The organism is Methylobacterium sp. NPDC080182 (genome assembly GCF_050281105.1).
Taxonomy (GTDB): domain Bacteria; phylum Pseudomonadota; class Alphaproteobacteria; order Rhizobiales; family Beijerinckiaceae; genus Methylobacterium.
Window position 1 is genome coordinate 142,905 of sequence record NZ_JBNNWO010000012.1, and the last position, 21,305, is coordinate 164,209.

The following is a 21,305-nucleotide window of genomic DNA, read 5'->3' on the forward strand; positions in this document are numbered from 1 at the left end:
GACGAAGATCCGGCGCGCCTCGGGGGCCAGCGCGCGCTCGACCGGTCACGGCGATCCGAAGCCCAGCGCTGCCGAAGCCCCGCGTCGACCCTCGAATGCCTGGGCGTGCCGTCCGCGGCCCGGACGGCACTTCCGCGCGCGGCCGGAGGCCGGTGAGACGTGCGCGTCGCGCCGCGCTCCGTGTCGGCAGGGCCGCGCGCGCGGGGCTGCCGGCGGAGTGTCCGTGCCGTCGGAAGGCGGCCTAGCTGCGAATATCCTTCTTGGTCACGAAATTGAAGTTCTCGACCATCACGTCCTTCACGACCTCGGAGCCCAGGCGCTCGTTGACCCGGCGCTTGATCTCGTCCAGGCGTCTGTTGATATTGTATTTCTTGAGGTTGCGAAAATCGAGATCCTTGTCCTCGTAGATCTGACGGAAGGACTCGTCCATCACGAACGGTGCCGGCGTCACGCCCGCACCTTTGATCAGCTGCGCCTCGGCCGTGAAGATGATCGTGGCGAGGATGTAGCCCTGGACCGAGCCGTCGGCGATGATCGGGATGTTGAGGGGACGCAGCTTCTGATAGGTCAAGCCCTCGAGGTACTCCTCGGCCTTCGGCTTCGGCAGGTCCGGCATCCAGGCAATGACCGCGAAGCTGGACAGGACCGTGATCGCGCAGATCCAGAGACCGGTGAAGACGATACGGGTCACCCGCGGTCACTCCTGGTAGCGCAGGGCGGCGGAGTAGGTGCCGTCGGATTCGGCGCTCCGGATCATCGTCGCCACGATTTCCGACACTTCCTGCATGGCGCGCAGGTGGATGCCCAGGAGCTCGTGATTGCGCCGGAGCTTGGCGCGGACGCGTTCCAGGCCGTCGATCTCCGCGGCACTGAGATTCGCCGCGTCGACGGCCCGACCGAGGCGCGCGAACTCCACCAGGCTCTGGCTCTTGCGGCGGTTGAACTCATCCTGGTCCCGCAGATCGTGCACCGTGAGCGCGGTGGTCTCGGCGTCGATCGTGGCCTCGAGGCGGTTGAGAGACGACAGCAGCATGATCCTGTCCTTGAACGGGCCGGAGGGACCGGCCTAGGCAACCGGTTTCCGCGTGGCGGCGGGCGCTCCGGCCGCCTGGGGATGCGCGGCATCGATCATCCGGGCGATGCCGATCCCGCCGGCCCTCGCGAGCTGAGCGCCGAGCTGCTCGGCCAGCATCGACTTCCAGATCGACCCGGCATTGCCTTTGCCGAAGACGGCAGAAGCACCTTGAGGCAGCATGGATTCGACGAAGCTCTGCAGGACGAAGGCCTCGAATTGCTCGGCGGGACTGCCCTTCGCCCGCGGAGCGGGAAGCGTCGCGGCCGTCCGGAAGCGTGTCAGCACGGTGTCGGCGCTCGGCTGCGGCGCGATCGGGATTCCCACACCGGGGCCCCGGGCAGCCCCTAGGGCATCCGCGAAGGTTCCGGGCGTCGCCTGCGTCAGCTTGGTGACGGCGGACTGGTAGCGGGTCGGATCGGCGGCGCGCGCGACGTCGAGGACGATATCCGAGGGGGGCTGGACGCTCACGGCGCGCTCGTATCCGGTGTGGCGGCACCGCGACGGATTCGATGTTCGGACGCGGCCGAACTCGTCGCGGTTGCGCGGGGACTGGGTTCGTCCGCCAAGCTAACCGGCGTGGCTGGTCGGAAGCTTGCCTCCGGCGCGGTGAGCCGGTCGAGCCGCTCGGCCCAGTCCCGCCGCTCCGCGTGGAGCCGGTGCGCGGACTCGAGGCGCTCGACCCACAGCGCCGTGCGCCTGTGCTGGGTGGCGCGTTCGCGAAGCTGCTGCGCGGAGGCGTCCCGCTCCGCGCGCAGATCCTGGGCCGCCACCGCCAGGGCCTTCAGGCGACCCACCGCGGTGGCCCGGATCGGCTCGTGGAAGTTCGAGGCCTCGTTCAACGCGCGGATCAGGTCTTCCTGGGCCGTGTCGGCCGCTCGAACCCGGTGCTCCGCGACGGCCAGTTCCCGCTCGGCGAGCCTGTGCATCCGATCCTGCAGGCGGACGAGGCGCCTCGCCCGGCGGAGCCGTGTCTGCATGTCAGCCTCGTCTGAGCCAGTGTTCGTAGTCGAGGATGAACTGCCCGAGCAGGTCGCCCGAGAGGAACAGCAGCAGCAGCAGGCCGCCGAAGAGGATGAAGGGTGTGGCGATGAAGAAGACCGGGATCTGCGGCGTGAGCTTGTTGGCGAGGCCGAGGGCGAGATTCACGATCACGGAATAGATGATGAACGGGCTCGTCACGCGCAGCGCCATGGCGAAGGCCGCCCCGGTCCGATCGACCAAGCCGGCCAGCATGAGCCGCGATCCGAAGGGATTTCCGGGCGGGATCCGGTCGTACGAGGCGATCAGCCCGCGGAAGAGTTCCCAGTGCAGATCCAGGGTGAAGACCAGGATCGTCGCGGCCATCATGATCAGCGACCCGGCGAGGGAGGCGGCCTCGGTATCGGCCACCGGATTCCCCGGAATGCCCCCGAGGCCGATCATCATCGCCACGCCGCTCGCCATCGTCTCGAGGGCGAAATAGAAGGACCGGCCGAAGAAGCCGATCGCGAGGCCCGTGAGCGTCTCGCATCCGATCCACCACAGGGTGTCGGCCGGCGCGGCGTCGCGCAGCCCTGCGCCGAACTTCGGCAGCAGCAGCGGCGCCACCGCGAGGGTCACGGTCAGGGCGATGAACAGGCGGATGCGCGGCGCCACCCGCGCGCTGGAGAGTCCCGGGGCGACCAGAAGGCAGCCGCCGACACGGCAGAAGATGACGAAGACGCCCAGGATCGTGTCGGGGCTCATCGGCTGTCAGGAGATCGTGCCGAGCGACTTGATCTCGACCCCGCGCGCGATCTCCACGTGCGAGAGCACCGCGACCGTCGGGAACAGCCGCTCGATGATCATCCGCACGTAGCTGCGGACCTCCGGCGCGGTGACGAGGGCGAATCGGTGCGCCGTCTTCATGTGGGCGCGGATCGCCTCCGAGGCCTCGACGCCGAACTGCTCGATCAGGCGCGGGTCGATATCCACCTCGACCACGTCGCCCTTGGCATCCCGCTTGAGGCCCTGATGGAAGGTCAGATCCCAGCGGCTGCCGAGCCGCAGGACGTGGAGGACCCCGTTCTCGGCGAGATCGCCGCAGATCTGCTGCGCGATCCGCAGGCGGACATGCTCGGCGATCTGCTCCGCCCGCCGCGCGTGGGGGACGATCTCGGCGACGGCCTCGATGATCAGGTGCAGGTTCCGGATCGAGACCCGCTCGGCGAGCAGCAGCTTGAGCACGGCCTGCAGGCCCGAATACGAGATCTGTGACGGGCAGATCTCGTCGACCAGACGCTTGTACTCGGCATCCAGGCGGTCGATGAGCATCCGCATATCCTTGTAGGAGAGGAGCTGCGGCAGGTTGTTGCGGATCACCTCGCTGACATGGGTCAGCATGACGGCGTGCCAGTCGATCGGGCTGAAACCCTCGCGCCGGGCCTCCGGGGCGTAGGCGTCCGGCACCCACACGGCGCGCATGCCGAAGGCCGGCTCGCGGACCTCCTCGCCGGTCACGGTGGGGAGCGGCCCGTCGCCCACGACGATCATCATCTCGCCGGGGCGGACCTGCTGCGCGGCGATGACGGTCCCGTGGATCGCGATCTCGTAGCTCTTGCTCGGGACGGTGGCCGACTCGACGAGCTTGATCTCCGGAACCACGAATCCGTATTGCTGGGCGAATTTCCGCCGCATCCGGCCGACCCGGTGGGCGAGTTCCTGCTGCGCGGGCTGCATCTGCACCGCCAGATGCTTGCCGAGGCGAAGCTCGATCTCGGCGGTCTTCAGCGATTCCTTCACGGCCTCGCTGTCCTGGCGCTCCAGGAGGAGCTGCCGCTCCTTCGCCCGCGTCTCGGCATCGGCCTTCGACTGCACCTCGGCGAGGCGTCGGGGGATCAGGTAGGCGATCGTGCCCATCAGGACGCTCAGGACCGCGAAGGGCACGAACGGCATCCCGGGCAGGATCGCGAAGACCAGCATCAGCCCGGCGGCCACGAACAGCGCCCGCGGATAGGCGCCGAGCTGCCCCAGGACCGCCTGCTCGGCCGTGCCGCGGGTCCCACCCTTGGAGACCAGCAGGCCCGCGGCGAGCGACACGATCAGCGCGGGGATCTGCGAGACGAGGCCGTCGCCCACCGAGAGCTTGGTGAAGACGTCGGCCGCCTTGGCCAGCGGCAGGCCGTGGCGGGTGACGCCGATGATGATGCCGCCGAAGATGTTGACCGCGATGACGATGAGGCTCGCGATCGCCTCGCCGCGCACGAACTTCGAGGCGCCGTCCATGGAGCCGAAGAACGCGCTCTCCTCCTCGAGCTCGCGCCGCCGCCGCTGCGCCTCCTTGTCGTCGACGAGGCCGGCCGAGAGATCCGCGTCGATCGCCATCTGCTTGCCCGGGATCGCGTCCAGGGTGAAGCGGGCCCCGACCTCGGCGATGCGGGTCGCGCCCTTGGTGATCACCAGGAAGTTCACGGTGATCAGGATGGCGAAGACCACCAAGCCGATCACGAAGTCGCCGCTCATGACGAACTGCGAGAAGCCCTGGATGACGTGGCCGGCGGCGTCGATGCCCGCGTCCCCGTTCGACAGGATCAGCCGGGTCGTCGCGATCCCCAGCGCCAGGCGCAGCAGGGTCGCGATCAGCAGGATCGTCGGGAACGACGAGAACTCGAGCGGCTTCTGGATCCAGAGCGCCACCATCAGGATCAGCACGGACAGCGCGATGGACAGCGCCAGTCCGATGTCGATCAGCACCGCCGGGACAGGCAGGAACAGGACCGCGAGGATCGCGATGATCCCGACCGCGAACCAGACATCCCGCCGGACTCTGCCCTCCGGCGCGAGCGCTTGTACGGCCGCTGCCACGCTCTCACCCCTCTCCGTATCGCCCGTGCTTCTGGATCACCAAGCTTGCGCCTGGATTGCGCCCGCGACGGGCGCCGGCCGTCGGGCTCCAGCGGCTCGGTTCGTGGACCGCCGCGCGCGACCGGGTGGCCGCTCAGAACCCTGAGACGATCCGGCCGTAGACCGTCTCGGTGAAGGCGTAGATCTGGCCGCCCACGAAGGAGCCGGTCACGATCATCACGATCAGGACCACCACGATCTTCGGGACGAAGGTCAGGGTGACTTCCTGGATCTGGGTGAGTGCCTGGAACAGGGCGATCAGGATGCCCACCACCATGGCCGCCCCGACGGCCGGCCCGGAGGCGACGATGATGGTCCAGATAGCGGAGCGGACCAGCTCGAGGGCGTCGATCTCGTTCATGGGGCCGATCGAAGGAGGGCGATGATTCGTGTGCCGGGATCGGCGGTCACAAGGAGGCCGCACGCCCGTCGGAGCGGGGCTGCCGGCGGCGCGCGAGCGATCCCGCCCTCACCGGAGGGAAGGCCGCAGCGGCGGTGGCGCTCGTCGCGCGGCGACCGCGGACACTGTCATTCGTGTCCGCCCGTTGTAGGGACCGATGCACGACGCGACGGCGCGGACGGGAAGCAAACCTCGTCTCTCCGAGGCGGGCCGTGCGCCGATCCGTCCCGGAGCCGTGTCGACGATGTGCGACCGTCGATGACGCCAGCCGCGCGTCGGGCCGCGCGCCGCGTTCCGGCGTGCGGCTCGCTCGACCGGGCCGCCGCGGTGGGGAGAGCCGGCTAGTAAACCGTCATACCCGGCTCATAGCGGACGTCTTTGCCATTATCGAGATGCGCCAGCAGGCCGTCGCTGGCCACCTCCACCGACACGACGGTGCCGGCCAGTGTCCGGTCGGCCGAGACGACGGTGTGGCCCACGAGGCCGCTTGCCTGCGACAGGGTCGAGGAGGTGAGCAGCGCGTCGAGCTTGCTGTTCATGTTGACGCTCTGCTCGACCTGCGAGAACGTCGCCAGCTGAGCCATGTAATCCGTCGATTTCATCGGGTCGGTCGGATTCTGGTTCTTCATCTGCGCGAGCAGAAGCTTCAGGAAATTGTCGTAGTTGAGCGTCGCCGTCTTGGCGGCCGGCGCGGCTGTCGTGCGGGCCGCTGCCTTCGTCGACGCGTCCGGATTCGTGGTGCTGGCAATGGGCAGGGACATGGTTGCTCTCCGTGCGGGATGCGTTCCGGGCCGCCCTCACGCGACGCGATGCGCGAGGGCGGCCGCCCGATCAGGGACTCGCGAAGGGTCGGGCTCGAACAGGCCGCGCAGGATCCGCAGCACCTCGAAGGGTCGGCCCGTGTCGAGGAAGGTTCGCGCCGCTGCCAGTCCGGTCACGACATCGTCGTCGCGGGCCTGATCGAGAATCGCGCTGTCGACCCTGTCGTAGGCCTGACGGACGCGGTCCGCGTTGCGCGGATCGATCAGCATGGCCTGCGCGATGAAGTAGAGCTGGCGGATCGGTGTCGTCGCCTGCTCCGCCTGCAAGACGTGGGCCTCGAGCAGGAACGTGGCGTCGTTGAGCAACTCGATCGTGACCTTGCGGTCGACCCTCAGGACGGCGCCGTTGATGAAGATGCGCTCGCGGCCCCGCAGGCTGAGATTGATGGAGCGGCTCATCGGAGACCATCGCGGATCAGGGTGTTGACGTAGATCAGGGGCTCGAAGCCCGACGCGTCGCCGCGGAGGATCTGGTCGCTCCGGCTCATGTTCCAGAGACCGATGGAGATCAGGTCCGCGCGCAACTGCGGAGGGAGGCTGTTCGCGGGGTTGGCGAGATCGTCGATGAGCATGCTCCAGAGGCGCTGCAGGAAGCTCGTGGCCTCCCAGCGCAGTTCCGCCGAGGCCTCTGCAGCGTCTGCCCGCTTCATCAGGTCGATCGCGCGATCGAACGCCTCGCGCTCGCGCTCGCGGCCGATGGTCGGGGAATCACCCATGGTTTCGCGGTAGGCTTCCGCGTAAGACGCCCCGTACATTGCCGACCTAGCCCTCTGTTTCCTGCCATGAACCGAGATGCGCCGACGCACCCGGGAATGACGGGTACGTGCGCGCCTTATCCGCGTATCAGACGTAATCGATCAGGTTCATCTTCCGGAGCTCGTTGGTGAGGCTGTAGGATATCTGGAGCTGGGTCTGCAGATTTGTCTGGCGTGTCTTCAGTTCGACGGGATCGACTTCCTCGAACGACTGGTAGCCCAGCGTCAGGCCCTTGATCTTGGCATCGAGCTGGGAGTCGATGCCTTTCATCCTCGCCTGGATGGTGCCGAGATCGGCCTGGATCTGCGTCAGGCCGAAGGTCGCGACGCCGGCCAGGTTGCGCAGGTTGTCGATGACGGCGGACTGGGTCTCGGGCGCGAGGCTGGAGAGGCCGATTTGGGACCCGATCGTGTACAGCTGAGCGAGCTGCCGGACGGCTTGGGCATTGGCGTTCACGGAAGTCTCCGCCGTCTCGGTGCCGCCGAGCTCGCTGCGGATGTTGATGTTGGAGGCGGACGACCACGTTGCGCCCCACTGGGGGTCGGCGAACAGGGCGGCGGCGGGACCGCCGAGGAAGGCCTGCATCTGCGCGGCGGTGATGGTGAGGGCGTCCGGCGACGTCCCCGGCAAGAAGCCGAAGGCGGTCTGGAACGCGGTGTCGAACGCCAGCTTCGCGGCCGGAGGCAGGCCGGTCTGCGAGTCCGCGATCGGACGGTGATCGGTGTTGATACCGGCGAACAGGGCCTGCCCCGCCACCGACGTGTTGAGATGCCCGGTCAGGGCGGAGAGCCGCGCCGCGGCGCCCTGAGCGAGTTCGGCGCCGCTGCTGGCGAACGGCTTCCCGGGTGCGACCAGCGCCAGGAAGGACTCGCCGTCCGCGCGGATCTGATTGAGCGCTTCCTGCGTCGCCGTGAGCCGCAGGGTGGTCAGCTTGTTGCGGTGCTGCTGGGCCTTCAGGTCGTCGACCGCTTGGCGGAGGTCGAGATCGATGCCGGTCTTGTGGCCGAGTTCCAGGCCGACATCGGCGAACCGGCCACCGCTGTCCATCTCGACGTTGGCCTTCGCGATCTCGGCCTGCAACCGCGCAGAATGCGAGCGGGGCGAGTTCCAGAGCGTCGCAGTTGAGATGTAGCTGGTCTTCATGGCTTATCTCACGGCATCGAGAAGGGATTGAAGCATCGCGTTGACCGTCGCGATCAGCTTCGCGGACGCCGCGTACGACTTCTCGAGCTGGAGCATCATCGCCACCTCGTCGTCGCGATTCACGCCGGTGGCGTTCGAGAGCGCCGTCGACGCGCTGTCCAGGAGCGCGGATTCCCGGTCCACCTGCTTCGACGCGCGCTGCCGCGTGGCCTCGAGCCAGCTCGCGGAGCTCTCCGCGGCCACCTGCAGCGTGGCCGCCTGCGGCAGTTCCGAATCCGGCAGGAACGTCCGCTCCGCGCCCAGGGCGCCGCGGAGAGCCTTCAGGTGCTCGGCGAAGGCCGCCGCGCTCGTGGTGTTGTAGGCGTATTGCGGGCCCGCGTTCATGCCGCCGTCGCGCAGGGTGAACGGGTTGCCGCCCTGCTCGGGATCGGCGGCCGGGTTGATGCGGATCGTGCCGGCCAGTCCCACCGTTCCCGCGGCGGGAAGGGCGGGCCCCCCGGGATAGGTGAGCAGCCCCGCCAGCGGGGTGCCGCTCGCCGACGTCCTGTCGATCTCCGCCAAGGCGGCGATCAATCCGCCGGCGATCGCGTCCAGCTGCTTCTGGTACGTGACCGTGAGGTCGTCGCGGACGGTCATCTGGCCCACGACGCGCCCGGTCTGCAGGGGCATGACGGAGCCGGGACCGGTCACCCTCACGCCGTCGATGAAGACCGCCTTGCCGGCCGTTCCCGGGACGAAGGCCGGTGTCGGCTCGAACGCGACGGTCCGGGGGCCGCGCTCGAAGAGGGGCGACCCGTTATCGGCATAGATCGCCATGTCGTTGTTCTCGCGGACGATCGTGCTGATGCCGATCTCCTGCGAGAGCTGCGCGAGGACCTTGTCGCGATTGTCCAGGGCGTCGCTGATATCCTCGCCCCGCACGGTCCCGAGGACGACGGCACTGTTGGCGGCGTCGAACTTCCGGAGCAGGTCGTTGATGGTCGTGACGGAATTCTGAATCTCGTGATCGGCATTCAGGCGCACCGCCTGGATCTTGCCGCTCGCCTGGTTCAGGGAGCGCGCCAAGTCTCTGGCGGCCGCCACAGCGGCCTTCGCCAGATTGATATCGTTGGGCTCGCCGGCGGCATCGCCCAGGGCGATGTTCAGGGCGCCCACCTTCGCGGCGATGGATCGGCCCGCATCCGTGTCGCCGACCGTGTCCTCCAGGCTCGTGAGGCCGTCCAGAACCGCCTGATAGCCGGCGAGTTCCGCGGTGCTGCCCATCATCCGGTCGAACAGGGCCGTGCTGCTGGCACGGTTGATGACGACCCGGATCGGGCCGTCCGTCGTGACCAGCGACGTGATCTTTCGCGAGTAGGATGGATCGTAGGCGCCCGCGACGTTGCGCGAGACCACGTCCGTCTGGGTCGCGTTCGCCTGCAGGGCGCCGCGCGCGGCGTTGAGTGCAACGGAGAGGCCCATCTCGATCGTCCCCTAGTCCGGCTTCAGCGCTTCAGATTGACGAGGAGCTCGAGCATCTCCGAGCCGGTCTGGAAGACTTTCGAGTTGGCGCCGTAAGTCGTCTGCGCCTCGATCATCGTCGCCAGCTCGTTGCCGAGATCGACGGTCGAGTTCTCGAGCATCTTCGACTGGATGTAGCCGCGGCCGCCGACATTGGCGAAGCCGATCTGCGCCGGCCCCGATTCGGGGTTGGGATCGAAGACGTTGCCGGCGCGGGGAGTCAGATTGTCCGGACTTCCGACGCTCGCCACCGGGATCCGGAAGGCCGCGCGCCGCGACCCGTCCCTGTAGATCGCGTAGACCGTGCCGTCCGTGTCAATGTCGGCGCCCTCGACCGCGCTGGCCGCGTTTCCGTTGACGGACCGGGCTTTGATGTCGCTGACTTTCGCGACGTCCGCCACCTGCGACAGCGGCGACAGGTCGAGGGTGAAGGGCTGGCCGTTCGGGACGGTGAAGTTCAGCTTCGGCGCGCCCACGATCTGGCCGAACGCGTCGAAGGTCAGCGTCGTCGGCCCCCCGAGCGGCGTACTGGGGTAGTTCCCCGGCAGGCTGGCATCGTAGGCGGAGACCTGCCACGTATTGTTGGCCGTCTTGGCAAAGTAGAGATCGGCTTTGAAGGGATGGCCGAGATTGTCGTAGGTCGTGATCGAACTCTTCAGCGAGTAGCCCGGCGGGGTGGTCGCGTTCGGGGTGTCGCTGTAGAGGTTGCCTTCGAGCGTGCCGGCCGTGGACGGGCTCGTCTTCATCGCCAGCTTCGCCACGTTGACGTTCGTCATCCCGTCGAAGCTGTTCAGCGACACGCTCGGCTGGCCATTCGCCAGGCTGTAGCCCTGGAGGCGCATGCCGGCGGCGTTGACGAGGTCGCCCGTCTGCCCGTCGACCACGAAGTTCCCGGCCCGGGTCAGATAGGATCGTCCGGAACCGTCCTTCACCACGAAGAACCCGTTGCCCTTGATGGTGAGATCCGTCGGCGAGTTCGTCGCGGTCCCGGTACCCTCTTCGCTGATCCTGTGCCGGACCACCGTGTCGACGGATCCCGCATCGTACGATCCGGGGCTGGGATCGATCAGGAGCGAGGAGAATTCCGTCGACGCGCGCTTGTACCCGGTCGTGTTCTGATTCTGGATGTTGTCGGCAACTGTTCCCAGTCTGTTGGACTGCGCGTTCATGCCGGAGACGCCGGCGTGCAGCACACCATACAGGCCCATGGCGAGGATCCTCTCATCCGAAACCGTCGCGTTACTCAGAGCAGGGCTCGCTTGCCCGAAGCTTTCGGCACCGGATTCCGGCCCGCCGCGGTCGTCCGGAGCCCGGCTCCCGATCAGCTCCGCAGCGCAGTCGCGAGATCCAGGAAGGCGTCGAGGCTCTCCGGATCGGTCGGCTCCTGCCGCAGGGCGCCGTAGATCTTCGGGACCAGGGCGACCGCCTGATCCAGCTCGGGGTCGGCCCCGACATGGTAGCCGCCCATCAGGCGCAGATCCCGGGAATCCTCGTAGCGCGCGATCAGATTCTTGAGCATGCGCACGAGTTGGCGCTGCTGCTCGGTCCACACGCGGTCGGCGAGCCGGGAGATCGAGCCGAGCACGTCGATCGCCGGGTAGCGGCCCTGGTCGGCGATGGCCCGGTCGAGGACGATGTGGCCGTCGAGGGTTCCGCGGATGCTGTCCGCCACGGGATCGTTGTGGTCGTCCCCGTCGACCAGCACCGAGAAGAGCCCGGTGATCGCCCCGCCCCCGTCCCGGCCGGGGCCGGCCCGCTCGAGTAGCCGCGGCAGATCGCCGAACACGCTCGGCGGGTAGCCCCGCGCCACGGGCGGCTCGCCGGCGGCCAGCGCCACCTCGCGGGCGGCATGGGCGAAGCGCGTCACCGAATCGAGCACGAGCAGCACGGACTGGCCCTGGTCCCGGAAAGATTCCGCGACCGCGAAGGCGAGCTTCGGGGCCTGCCGACGCATCATCGGGCTCTCGTCGCCCGTGGCGACGACGACGACCGCGCGCGACCGGCTCTCCCGCATCGGGCCCTCGAGAAATTCCCGCACCTCGCGTCCGCGCTCGCCCACCAGGGCGACCACCACGGCGTCGAACCCGGAGCAGCGGGCGAGCATGGAGAGCAGCGTCGTCTTTCCGACCCCCGAGCCGGCGAAGATGCCGATCCGCTGGGCCGCGCAGAGCGGCGTGAACAGGTCCATCGCCCGCACGCCGGTCCGGAGGGGGCTGTCCACCCGCGACCGCGCCATCGCGGGCGGCGGGTCCGCGTCCAGCGGCATCGCCCGCGGGCCCGTCGGCAGGTCGCCCTTCCCGTCGATCGGCGTCCCGAGGGCGTTGACGACCCGGTCCTTCCACGCCTCGCAGGGACGAGGTCCGGAGGTCGGCACCCGGTAGGCCGGCGATCCCAGGCCGGCCTCGATCCGGCCCTCGAACGGCTTGAGGATCACGCCGTCCTCGTCGATCCGAACAACCTCGCCCTCGATCTGCCGACCCTCGGCCTCGATCCGCATGCGGTCGCCGAGTCTCAGGAGCGGTACGGCGACGCGGATCCGGCAATGGCCCGCGCCGATTTCCCTGACCGACCCGCCGATCCGGATGAGGGGGTGATCGTCCCGACGCCCCAGCATGTCGGCGACGCGGTCGAGGGCGTTCATGCTGTTTCCCGGGGGCCGGAGCGGGAGCGGCTCACGTGGTCGGGCCGAGGCCACGGATGGCGTCCTGCAGCGACGATTCCGATTCCGCCACCGCGGCCGCCGCGCTCTGGAAGGTGCGCGTGATCTCGATGAGCCGCGACATCTCCATGACCGGATTGACGTTGGCGCCCTCCTGGAAGCCCTGCTGGACCCGGACCGTCGTCTCGTCGCGCTGGTTGAAGTCGAGGATCGGTCGGCCCGGGCTGTCGGACGCCACCGCGCCGCCGGCGACGCGCGTGAGGCGCGCGGCGGGGTCCAGCCGGAACACGCCGAGCGCCCCGATCTGGTTGGCGCCCTGGGAGACGATCCCGTCCTGGCCGATCGTGAGCGGCGGCCCTTCCGGGTCGACGGTCAGCGGCGACCCGCCGGGATCCAGGATCGCGCGCCCGTTGAGATCCTGAAGGTCGCCGGCCGCCGTGACCTGCATGCGGCCGTCCCGCGTGTAGACCGTGCCCCGCGGCCCCCGCACGGCCAGCCAGCCGTCGCCCTGAAGGCCGACATCGAGCGGGGAATCCGTCTTGATCAGCGGGCCGGCCTTGCGCGACAGGAACGTCTCGCCCGGGGTCGCGAAGGCGACGTCGCGCTGGCCCGCCTGGGACAGGATCGTCTCGAACTTCACCTCTTCCGCCCGGTAGCCGGCCGTCCCGAGATTGGCGACGTTGGCGGCCACCGTGTTCAGGCGCTGCTCGAGCGCCATCTGGGCGGACAGCGTGACGTAGAGCGACGACTGCATGTCAGTGGCCCCCGAGCCGGATGGATTGCAGCTTGAGCAGGACACCGGTGTCGAAGCCGCCGTCGGCTCCGCCGAACAGGGACAGGAGCGGCGCCGACGTCGCGTTGTTCTTCATGTCCCACCTGAGCGTGAAGCGCTTGATGAAGCGATCGAGTTTGTCGGGATCCCGAAAGCTCGCGAGATCGACCTTGCTGGTGATGAGAGCGGCCTGCGCGTCGAGGCTGCCCCTGGCCGTCTCGTCCGCCAAGCCGAGGGTCGTGCGGACGACCACCCCCAGCGCCTTGTCGGCCAGGATCCCGTAGGCCGACATGATGGTTCCCGCCTGCCGCTTGAAGTAGAGGGCGAGCCGGACGCCCTCGTCCTGATCGCCGGCGTCGCTCTCGAGCTTCTGCCGGACGTACGCGTCCACGACGGCCGTGCTGGCTTCGGAGCGCTGCGTGGTCTCCGCGCCGAGGGTGCGGAAATCGAACGCCTTGGCGAAGGCGCGGAACCGCTCGTCCTGGATGCGGTCGACCAGGAGCTGCCCGTTCGCATCGGGCTCGCCGGCGAGGATCTTCCTCATGAATCCCTTCGCGTAGGCCATGTCGGCCAGCCCGAAGGCCTGCATGGCGAAGTCGAAGAGGCGGGTGTTGCCGAGGAAGTCGTCGACCGTCTTGATCCCGCCGATATGGTCGGTGAAGTATTTCAGGTCCCGCGCGACCTGCGCTTCCGTGGCTTTTCTGCTCAGTACTTTCGGGACATCCCGGGCGATGATCTGGTAATCCGTGTAGGTCGATGTCATGTCGGCGACCCTCAGCGCGCCCGACCCTGCGCGAACCCTTCGGCGGGGCTCCCGGCCGTCCCCGACGAGGCGGGGCGAAGCGGGTCGGGATCTTGGAAATCCGGGCGTCCGGTTATGGCTCTCGGAGCTTGTCCGAGCCTTGCCGGGCCGGCATCTGGCCCGCGACCCGGCGGGACGTCCCCGCGGCTCCAGCCCTGCGCAAGCATGGCGGTCTACGGCCTGACGGATCAATCGTTACGACGTCGAGGCGCCGCGTGGGTGTAATCATCGGCTTACTGATCGCCGCGGCCAGCGTGGGCGGCGGCTTCTGGGCCATCGGCGGCCACCTGACCGTGGTGTGGCAGCCCTTCGAGTTCATCATCGTCGGCGGGGCCGCGATCGGCGCCTTCGTCGTCGCCAACCCGGCCGGCGTGGTGCTGGACACCGGCAGCGCGCTGAAGGACGCGGTTCTCGCGCGGGTTCCCAAGCGGGAGGATTACCTGGAGCTTCTCGGCCTGCTCTTCGCGCTGACGCGGGAGGTGCGCTCGAAGCCCCGCAACGAGGTCGAGAACCACCTGGAGCGTCCCGGCGAGTCCGAGATCTTCAAGGCCTATCCGCGGGCCGCACGGGACCCGGCGCTGACCCTGTTCATCTGCGACTACGTCCGCCTCATCATCATCGGCAACGCGCGCCCCTACGACGTCGAGGCGCTGATGGAGGAGGAGATCGCCACGCACCGGCGCGACAAGCTGAAGGTGTACAACGCGCTGATGATCATGGCGGACGGCCTGCCCGCCCTCGGCATCGTCGCGGCGATCCTGGGGATCGTGAAGGCGATGGGCGCGCTCGATCAGTCGCCCGCGCTCCTGGGAAGCCTGATCGGCGCGGCGCTGGTCGGCACGTTCACGGGCATCTTCGTCTCGTACACGGTGGTCGCGCCGATCGCCAACAAGATCAAGGCGACCCGCGAGTCGCAGGCGCGGCTCTACATCATCGTGAAGCAGACCCTGCTGGCCTACATGAACGGGGCCCTGCCGCAGATCGCGGTCGAGTACGGGCGCAAGGCGATCACCTCCGCCAACCGGCCGACCATCGACGAGGTCGAGGACGCGACGATGACGGCCTCGCCCCGCGGCGAGACCGTCCTGCGCGAGGCGGCGTGACGATGGACCGGCAACAAGTCGTCAACGACATCCGGGACCGGCTGCTGGATGCGGCGGGCCTGTCCCTCGAGCGGCTGCCGATGCTGCACGTGATCCTCGACAGGGTCGCGACCTTCTGCGCGGATCAGCTCCGGCATTTCGCCGCCTCCCCGGTCTACTTCTCGCTGAGCAACGTCGAGAGCCAGCGCTTCGGCGACATTCTCGAACCCTACGAGTCGAACGCGATCGCCGGCATCTTCCAGGCGCCGGAATGGGACAGTCACATCCTGGTCGGGTTCGACCGCGACTTCATCTTCACGATGGTCGAGGTCCTGCTCGGATCCGACGGGTCCGAGCCGCCCCTCGACGAGGAGCGATCCTTCTCCAACATCGAGATGCGGATCGCCCAGCGCCTGTTCGACCAGATCGGCCGGGCGATGCAGTCCGCCTTCGCGCTGGTGGCGGACACGCCGTTCAAGCTCGAGCGGACCGAGCTGCGGATGGACTTCGCGGTGATCGGACGCCGCAACAACCAGGCGGTCGCGGCGAAATTCCTCCTCCAGGCGCTCAACCGCGGCGGCGAGATGTTCATCGTCATCCCGCAATCCGTCCTCAACCCGATGCGCCAGAGCCTGGCGCGGATCCTGGTGGGTGAGACCTCGGCCAGGGATTCCCGGTGGACCCGGCAGATCGCCGGCGAGGTGCAGAAGACCCCTGTCACCCTGAAGGCGATCCTAGAGGAGAAGCCTCTCACGCTGAGCGAGATCGCCGGTCTCGCGGTCGGGCAGGTGCTGGAACTGCGGGCCACGCCGCGGAGCCGCGTCAAGCTCGTCGGGAACGACCGCGAGCTGTTCTGGTGCGATGTCGGGCAGGAGGATGGCGCCATCGTCCTGCGCGTGGACCACTTCATCGATCAGGACCAGGAGTTTATCGATGATGTTCTCGCTCGCTGAAGCCCTGTTGTTCGCCGCTCTCGTCGCGACGACCGCCTGCCTCGTTCCGATGTACATGCGGCTGAAGCGGCTGGACCGCTATCACGCGCAGTACCGGGACATGGTCGACTGGAGCGCCTCGGCCCTGGTCGGCGCGAGCAACGCCGTCCAGTCCTTCGCCCAGGACGGCCGCGTCGTCCTCGAGGACCTCGGCCGCGAGATCGAGCTCGCCAAGGCGGCCCTGGCCGAGTTGCGGGCGGAGCGGGACCGGCTGACGGCCCCCGCGCACGCGGCCGCCCCGTCGGAGGCCGCGGTCGGAAGCCGCCTCACGAGCGCCTGACGCCTTCCGTCGGCGGCGCGACACCCGTTGCCCCCCGCGATCGCCGGACCCGGCGATCCCGCGCGGTGGGCCTTTCCCTTCCCCGAGGAGCGCCTGATGTCATCCCCCTCAGAACAACCGAATAGCGAGTCCGGACAGGGAGGCGGTCACAGCGAGAGCCTGTTCACGCGGATCGAGGCGCAGGCCGAAGGCCAGCGGGTGCATGACGAGCGGCTGGGCAGCGGCCGGAACCTCGACTCGATCCTGCGGATCCCGGTCCTGATGCAGGTGGTCCTCGGCTCCGCGACGATGCCGGTCTCCAACCTGATGAAGCTGGGACGCGGCGCGATCGTACCCCTGGATCACCGCGTCGGCGAGCCGGTCGACGTCGTGGTCAACGGCCGCGTCATCGCCCGCGGCGAGGTCGTCGTCGTCGAGGACGACAACTCGCGCTTCGGCGTCTCCCTGACCGAGATCGTCGGCCCCGCCGCGGCCGACGCCAACGGCTGACGGGGCGGATCACCATGGCCGCAGGCTCCATGACCAAGGTTGGTCGGAAGGTTCTCACGCCCGCCGAGGAAGTCGCGGCCGTCCTCATCGCGATGAACAAGGGCTCGGCGAGCCGACTGGTCAAGTACTTCGACACCGGTGAGCTGAAGCAGATCACCCGCGCGGTCTCGCAGCTCGGGCCCGTGCCGAGGCCGCAGCTCGAGGTCATCGTCGAGCAGCTGGCGGCGTTCTTCGCCGACGGCGCGAACCTGATCGGCACCGCCCGCGAGATGGAGAAGCTGCTCGAGGGCGTGCTTCCCCCCGAGCAGATCGCCGACATCATGGCCGACGTGCTCGGCGGGGGAGAGCGCTCGATCTGGGACCGCATCTCCAACGGGTCCGAGACCGCCCTGGCGGGCTACCTGATCAAGGAGCACCCTCAGACCGCGGCGCTCGTGCTGTCCAAGGTCAAGCCGGCCTGCGCCGCCAAGGTGATGGCGCAATTGCCGGCGCCGCTGCGCAACGGCGTCATGCGGCGGATGCTGACGTTCAAGCCGATCGTCGACGCGACCATGAAGATGATCGAGCAGACCATCCACGAGGACTTCATGATCAACCTGGCGCGCAATGCCGCGGCGGATACCCACTCGCGCATGGCCGACATCGTCAACAAGATGGAGCGCCAGAGCATGGAGGAGGTCCTGGACAACCTCACGCAGACGCGCCCGAAATCGGCCGAGATCCTGAAGAGCCTGCTCTTCACCTTCGACGACATCATCCACATGACGCCGCGGGCGCGGACGACGCTCTTCGATCAGGTCCCGCACGAGAAGGTCATCCTCGCCCTGAAGGGCACGAACGGGCCGTTGCGGAACGTCGTGCTCAGCGCGCTGACCGCCCGCGCCCGGCGCCTCGTCGAGCACGAGCTGGAGGGAGGCGAGCCCGCCGCCCAGCGGGACGTGCTCGACGCGCGCCGCGCGATCACCGACCAGGCGCTCGAGATGGCGTCGCGCGGCGAGATCGAACTCACCCCGGCCGACTCGGATGAGACCTACTTCCGCTAGCACCGTCCCCGGTCGGGGACGGCTCCGGGGCGCCGCTCCGGCGGACGCGTCCCGCCGGGCCGACCGGGGCGGTGCCGTCGGCGGCCCGAGTTCGGGGCGCCGCGATGTCTGAGGACAGGGAGAGCAAGACCGAGGCGGCGAGCGAGAAGAAGATCAGCGACGCGATCGCGGAAGGAAACACGCCGTTCTCGCGGGAAGCGCCCGTCTTCGCCTCCATCCTGGGACTGCTGATCTTCCTGGTCTTCGTGGCGCGGGATCAGGGGCTGCCGCTGGTGCAGAGGCTCGCGCTGATCTTGGAGCAGCCGCGCAACTTCAGCGTGGAGACGAGCCACGACGCGATGCGCCTCGTCCACGCCCTCGCCCTGGAGATGGGCCGCTTCCTGCTGCCGGTCCTGGTCATCCTGCTCGTGGCCGGCATCGCCGCCTCGATCTTCCAGAACGCGCCGCGCGTGGTGTTCGATCGGATCCAGCCGAAATGGTCCCGCATCTCCCCCGTCGCCGGCTGGAATCGGCTCTTCAGTCTGCAGGGGTTCGTCGAGTTCGGGAAAAATCTGTTCAAGTTCTTCGCGATCGGCGGCATGTCCTACATGGTCCTGCACGCGGATCGCCACGAGATCGTCAATGTCATGTTCGTGGATCCAGTCGGGTTGCCTGAATTCCTGCTGACCCTCTCGGTGCGCCTCGTCTCGGCCGTGAGCGTCGCGACGATCGCGCTGGTCGCCGGCGACCTGGTCTGGACCCGCGTGCGCTGGCAGCGCGACCTGCGGATGTCGCGGCAGGAGGTGAAGGACGAGTTCAAGCAGCTCGAGGGCGACCCGCTCGTGAAGGCGAAGATGCGCTCGCTGGCGCAGGACCGGCTGCGCAAGCAGATGATGGCGGCGGTGCCCCGCGCCACCATGATCCTGGCGAACCCGACGCACTACGCGATCGCGCTGCGCTACGACCAGAGCGAGAACGACGCCCCGACGGTTCTGGCCAAGGGCGCGGACCTGATCGCCCTCCGCATCCGCGAGATCGCCGAGAAGCACCGGATCGAGGTCGTCGTCGACAAGGCGCTCACCCGGGCGATGTACGACCATGTCGAGGTCAACCAGGCGATCCCGGCGGAATTCTACCGGGCGGTGGCGAACCTGCTGGTCTACGTGATGACGCGCAAGCGCCGCTGACCGGCACGGCGTGGCCGAGGCGTGGCAGCGGCGTTGACCGGTCGGCCCGTCCCGACCGGCAGAGGCCGCGGACCCTGGCAGATCCGCGGCGCGGCGTTTCAGGCCGCGCAGGCCGTCGGCGGGCCCGGGGCGGTCTTGGGGCAGTCTTGGGGCGGTCTCGGGGCGCTGCGCGTCCGGGATCCGGGAGCGGCCTCAGGCCGCCCGAACGCGGGCGTCCAGGCGCTTCGCCTCCCGGCGGAACCGGTGCAGCACGAACTCGGTGTAGCCGTTCGGCTGGCCGGCGCCCTCGAAGACCAGGGCCTCGGCGGCGCGGAAGGCCGGCCCGTCGAAGCCCGGGGCCATCGGCCGGTAGGCCGGGTCGCCGGCGTTCTGGCGATCGACGACCTCGGCCATGCGCCGCAGGGCCGCGGCGACCTCGTCGCGATCCACGATCCCGTGGCGCAGCCAGTTGGCGATGTGCTGGCTGGAGATCCGCAGGGTGGCGCGGTCCTCCATCAGCCCGACCTCGTGGATGTCCGGCACCTTGGAGCAGCCGACGCCCTGGTCGACCCAGCGGACCACGTAGCCCAGGATCCCCTGGCAATTGTTGTCGAGCTCCTCCCGCACCGCCTCCGGTGCGAACGCGCCCTCGGCGAGGGGCAGGGTCAGCATGGCGGCGCGGGTCGCGGGCGCCCGGCCGGCGAGCGCCGCCTGGCGGGCGCGGACATCCACCTGATGGTAGTGGAGCGCGTGGAGCGTCGCGGCGGTCGGCGACGGCACCCAGGCGGTGTTGGCGCCCGCCTCCGGGTGGGCGCCCTTGGCGTCGAGCATCGCCGCCATCCGGTCGGGGGCGGCCCACATGCCCTTGCCGATCTGCGCGTGGCCGGGCAGGCCGCAGGCGAGGCCGGCATCGACGTTGCCGTCCTCGTAGGCCTTGATCCAGGCGGTCGCCTTCATGGCGTCCTTGCGGACCACGGGGCCGGCCTCCAGCGAGGTGTGGATCTCGTCGCCGGTCCGGTCGAGGAAGCCGGTGTTGATGAAGAACAGCCGGTCCGACGCCGCGGCGATCGCCGCCTTGAGGTTGAGCGTCGTGCGCCGCTCCTCGTCCATGACGCCGATCTTGAGCGTCCGCGGCGCGAGGCCGACCAGCGCCTCGACCCGCCCGAACAGCGCCACCGCGAAGGCGACCTCGTCGGGACCGTGCAGCTTGGGCTTGACCATGTAGACCGAGCCGGTCCGGCTGTTGCGGAGCGGACCGGTGCCCTTCAGGTCGTGCAGGGCGATCAGCGCGGTGACGGCCGCGTCGAGGATCGTCTCCGGGATCTCGGCGCCGTCGAGGGTCACGGCGTCGGTGTACATGTGGTGGCCGACATGCCGGACCAGCATCAGCGACCGTCCCGGCAGGGTCAGGCGCCCGCCGTCGGGGGCCGTGAAGGTCCGGTCCTCGGCGAGCCGCCGCTCGACCGTGCGGCCGCCCTTGGACAGGGTGGCGGTCAGATCACCGCGCATCAGGCCGAGCCAGCTCCGGTAGACCGCGACCTTGTCGGCCGAGTCCACGGCCGCCACCGAATCCTCCATGTCCATGATGGTCGAGAGGGCGGCCTCCAGCACCACGTCGGCGATGCCGGCCGGGTCGGTGCGGCCGATCGGGCTCGCGCGGTCGATGACGACCTCGATGTGCAGGCCGTTGTGGCGCAGCAGGAGCGCGGTCGGCGCCGCGGCGTCGCCGGTGTAGCCCGCGAAGGCGGACGATCCGGTCAGGCCGGCGCTGCGGCCGGCGCCGAGATCGGCGGCGAGGCGGCCGTCCGTCACCGAGAAGCCCACGGCATCCGCCCAGGAGCCGACGCTGAGCGGCGCGGTCGCGTCGAGGAACGCCTTGGTCCTGGCCACCACCGCGGCGCCGCGGGCCGGGTTGAACCCGGCGCCGGGCGCGAGCTCGCCGTCCTGCGGGATCGCGTCGGTGCCGTAGAGGGCGTCGTAGAGGCTGCCCCAGCGGGCATTGGCGGCGTTCAGCGCGTAGCGGGCGTTGGAGATCGGCACCACGAGCTGCGGCCCGGCGATGGCGGCGATCTCCGCGTCCACGTTCTCGGTGGTCACCTGCACGGTCTCGGGCTCCGGCTGCAGGTAGCCGATCCGCGTCAGGTAGGCCGCGTAGGCCGCCGGGTCGTGCGGCGCTCCGCGATGGTCGCGGTGCCAGGCATCGATGTCGGCCTGGAGGCCGTCGCGCCGGTCGAGCAGCGTCCGGTTGTGCGGTGCGAGATCGCGGACGATCGCGGCGAAGCCCGACCAGAACTGGTCGGCCGAGAGACCGGTCCCGGGCAGCGCTTCCTCGGAGACGAAGGTGCGGAGATCCTCGGCGACGACGAGCTTCGACATGGCGATCCTCGGGGATGCGTGGCGACGCGCGTCAGAAAAAATCGAACGCGCCGTGAAAAATTTTTGATGTTTCCTCGATAGATCGCTTGGCATCCGCGAGAAAGGCGGC

General features: G+C 69.0%; 23 protein-coding genes. 6 read left to right on the top strand and 17 right to left on the bottom strand.

Going from position 1 to position 21,305, the window contains the following annotated elements; all coding sequences use genetic code 11:
- Positions 1-241: 241 nt before the first annotated feature.
- The 16 genes from ACQKQD_RS21275 to ACQKQD_RS21350 all read right to left on the bottom strand — a co-directional run bounded on the left by ACQKQD_RS21275 (position 242) and on the right by ACQKQD_RS21350 (position 13,750).
- A complete protein-coding gene (locus ACQKQD_RS21275; RefSeq protein WP_427509486.1) occupies positions 242-691 on the bottom strand; it encodes a hypothetical protein in 450 nt (149 codons plus the stop codon).
- A 6-nt stretch (positions 692-697) separates the two neighbouring features.
- Entirely contained in the window at positions 698-1,033 is a 336-nt protein-coding gene (locus tag ACQKQD_RS21280) for a flagellar protein FlgN (protein WP_427509487.1), read from the bottom strand.
- 33 nt (positions 1,034-1,066) lie between these two features.
- Positions 1,067-1,543 (bottom strand): rod-binding protein, encoded by a 477-nt coding sequence (locus ACQKQD_RS21285; protein WP_427509488.1) that lies wholly within the window; start codon positions 1,541-1,543, stop codon positions 1,067-1,069.
- Positions 1,540-2,052, bottom strand: a complete 513-nt coding sequence (locus ACQKQD_RS21290; RefSeq protein ID WP_427509489.1) for a hypothetical protein — start codon at positions 2,050-2,052, stop codon at positions 1,540-1,542. The genes ACQKQD_RS21285 and ACQKQD_RS21290 overlap by 4 nt, the downstream gene beginning before the upstream one ends.
- Position 2,053: 1 nt before the next feature.
- Positions 2,054-2,800, bottom strand: a complete 747-nt coding sequence (gene fliR, locus ACQKQD_RS21295) for a flagellar biosynthesis protein FliR (RefSeq protein ID WP_427509490.1) — start codon at positions 2,798-2,800, stop codon at positions 2,054-2,056.
- A 6-nt stretch (positions 2,801-2,806) separates the two neighbouring features.
- Complete coding sequence (flhA, locus tag ACQKQD_RS21300; RefSeq protein WP_427509491.1) at positions 2,807-4,897, bottom strand: flagellar biosynthesis protein FlhA; 2,091 nt, start codon at positions 4,895-4,897, stop codon at positions 2,807-2,809.
- 133 nt (positions 4,898-5,030) lie between these two features.
- Positions 5,031-5,297, bottom strand: a complete 267-nt coding sequence (gene fliQ, locus ACQKQD_RS21305) for a flagellar biosynthesis protein FliQ (RefSeq protein ID WP_427509492.1) — start codon at positions 5,295-5,297, stop codon at positions 5,031-5,033.
- Between the two features lie 380 nt (positions 5,298-5,677).
- Positions 5,678-6,097: a flagellar hook assembly protein FlgD gene (gene flgD / locus ACQKQD_RS21310; protein WP_427509493.1), complete on the bottom strand. Its 420-nt coding sequence runs from the start codon at positions 6,095-6,097 to the stop codon at positions 5,678-5,680.
- 36 nt (positions 6,098-6,133) lie between these two features.
- Positions 6,134-6,556, bottom strand: coding sequence for a flagellar biosynthesis repressor FlbT (gene flbT, locus ACQKQD_RS21315; protein ID WP_427509494.1), 423 nt, complete (start codon positions 6,554-6,556; stop codon positions 6,134-6,136).
- Complete coding sequence (flaF, locus tag ACQKQD_RS21320; protein ID WP_427509495.1) at positions 6,553-6,912, bottom strand: flagellar biosynthesis regulator FlaF; 360 nt, start codon at positions 6,910-6,912, stop codon at positions 6,553-6,555. Before flaF ends, flbT begins: the two co-directional genes overlap by 4 nt.
- 88 nt (positions 6,913-7,000) lie before the next feature.
- A complete protein-coding gene (locus ACQKQD_RS21325; RefSeq protein WP_427509496.1) occupies positions 7,001-8,056 on the bottom strand; it encodes a flagellar hook-associated family protein in 1,056 nt (351 codons plus the stop codon).
- Between the two features lie 3 nt (positions 8,057-8,059).
- Positions 8,060-9,517, bottom strand: coding sequence for a flagellar hook-associated protein FlgK (flgK, locus tag ACQKQD_RS21330; protein WP_427509497.1), 1,458 nt, complete (start codon positions 9,515-9,517; stop codon positions 8,060-8,062).
- 23 nt (positions 9,518-9,540) lie between these two features.
- On the bottom strand, positions 9,541-10,764 hold the full coding sequence (locus ACQKQD_RS21335; protein ID WP_427509498.1) for a flagellar hook protein FlgE: 1,224 nt from the start codon (positions 10,762-10,764) through the stop codon (positions 9,541-9,543).
- Between the two features lie 113 nt (positions 10,765-10,877).
- Positions 10,878-12,197, bottom strand: a complete 1,320-nt coding sequence (gene fliI / locus ACQKQD_RS21340; RefSeq protein WP_427509499.1) for a flagellar protein export ATPase FliI — start codon at positions 12,195-12,197, stop codon at positions 10,878-10,880.
- 31 nt (positions 12,198-12,228) lie between these two features.
- A complete protein-coding gene (gene flgF, locus ACQKQD_RS21345) occupies positions 12,229-12,969 on the bottom strand; it encodes a flagellar basal-body rod protein FlgF (RefSeq protein WP_056523268.1) in 741 nt (246 codons plus the stop codon).
- 1 nt (position 12,970) lies between these two features.
- Entirely contained in the window at positions 12,971-13,750 is a 780-nt protein-coding gene (locus ACQKQD_RS21350) for a DUF1217 domain-containing protein (protein ID WP_427509500.1), read from the bottom strand.
- 254 nt (positions 13,751-14,004) lie between these two features.
- Between ACQKQD_RS21350 and motA the strand changes: the two genes are divergently transcribed.
- The 6 genes from motA to flhB all read left to right on the top strand — a co-directional run bounded on the left by motA (position 14,005) and on the right by flhB (position 18,841).
- Positions 14,005-14,892, top strand: coding sequence for a flagellar motor stator protein MotA (motA, locus tag ACQKQD_RS21355; protein ID WP_427509501.1), 888 nt, complete (start codon positions 14,005-14,007; stop codon positions 14,890-14,892).
- A gap of 2 nt (positions 14,893-14,894) precedes the next feature.
- On the top strand, positions 14,895-15,824 hold the full coding sequence (locus ACQKQD_RS21360; protein ID WP_056523274.1) for a flagellar motor switch protein FliM: 930 nt from the start codon (positions 14,895-14,897) through the stop codon (positions 15,822-15,824).
- Positions 15,805-16,143 carry a hypothetical protein gene (locus ACQKQD_RS21365; RefSeq protein ID WP_244491819.1) on the top strand — a complete coding sequence of 113 codons (339 nt, stop codon included), beginning with the start codon at positions 15,805-15,807 and terminating at the stop codon, positions 16,141-16,143. Before ACQKQD_RS21360 ends, ACQKQD_RS21365 begins: the two co-directional genes overlap by 20 nt.
- Before the next feature lie 96 nt (positions 16,144-16,239).
- Entirely contained in the window at positions 16,240-16,632 is a 393-nt protein-coding gene (fliN, locus tag ACQKQD_RS21370; protein ID WP_427509502.1) for a flagellar motor switch protein FliN, read from the top strand.
- 14 nt (positions 16,633-16,646) lie between these two features.
- A complete protein-coding gene (locus ACQKQD_RS21375; RefSeq protein WP_082557757.1) occupies positions 16,647-17,675 on the top strand; it encodes a flagellar motor switch protein FliG in 1,029 nt (342 codons plus the stop codon).
- Between the two features lie 104 nt (positions 17,676-17,779).
- The gene (flhB, locus tag ACQKQD_RS21380) at positions 17,780-18,841 is read left to right on the top strand and encodes a flagellar biosynthesis protein FlhB (RefSeq protein ID WP_091978276.1); all 1,062 of its coding nucleotides are present in this window, start codon (positions 17,780-17,782) and stop codon (positions 18,839-18,841) included.
- A 192-nt stretch (positions 18,842-19,033) separates the two neighbouring features.
- Here the strand turns inward: flhB and ACQKQD_RS21385 are convergent, their stop codons facing one another.
- Positions 19,034-21,196 (bottom strand): malate synthase G, encoded by a 2,163-nt coding sequence (locus ACQKQD_RS21385; RefSeq protein WP_427509503.1) that lies wholly within the window; start codon positions 21,194-21,196, stop codon positions 19,034-19,036.
- Between the last annotated feature and the right edge of the window lie 109 nt (positions 21,197-21,305).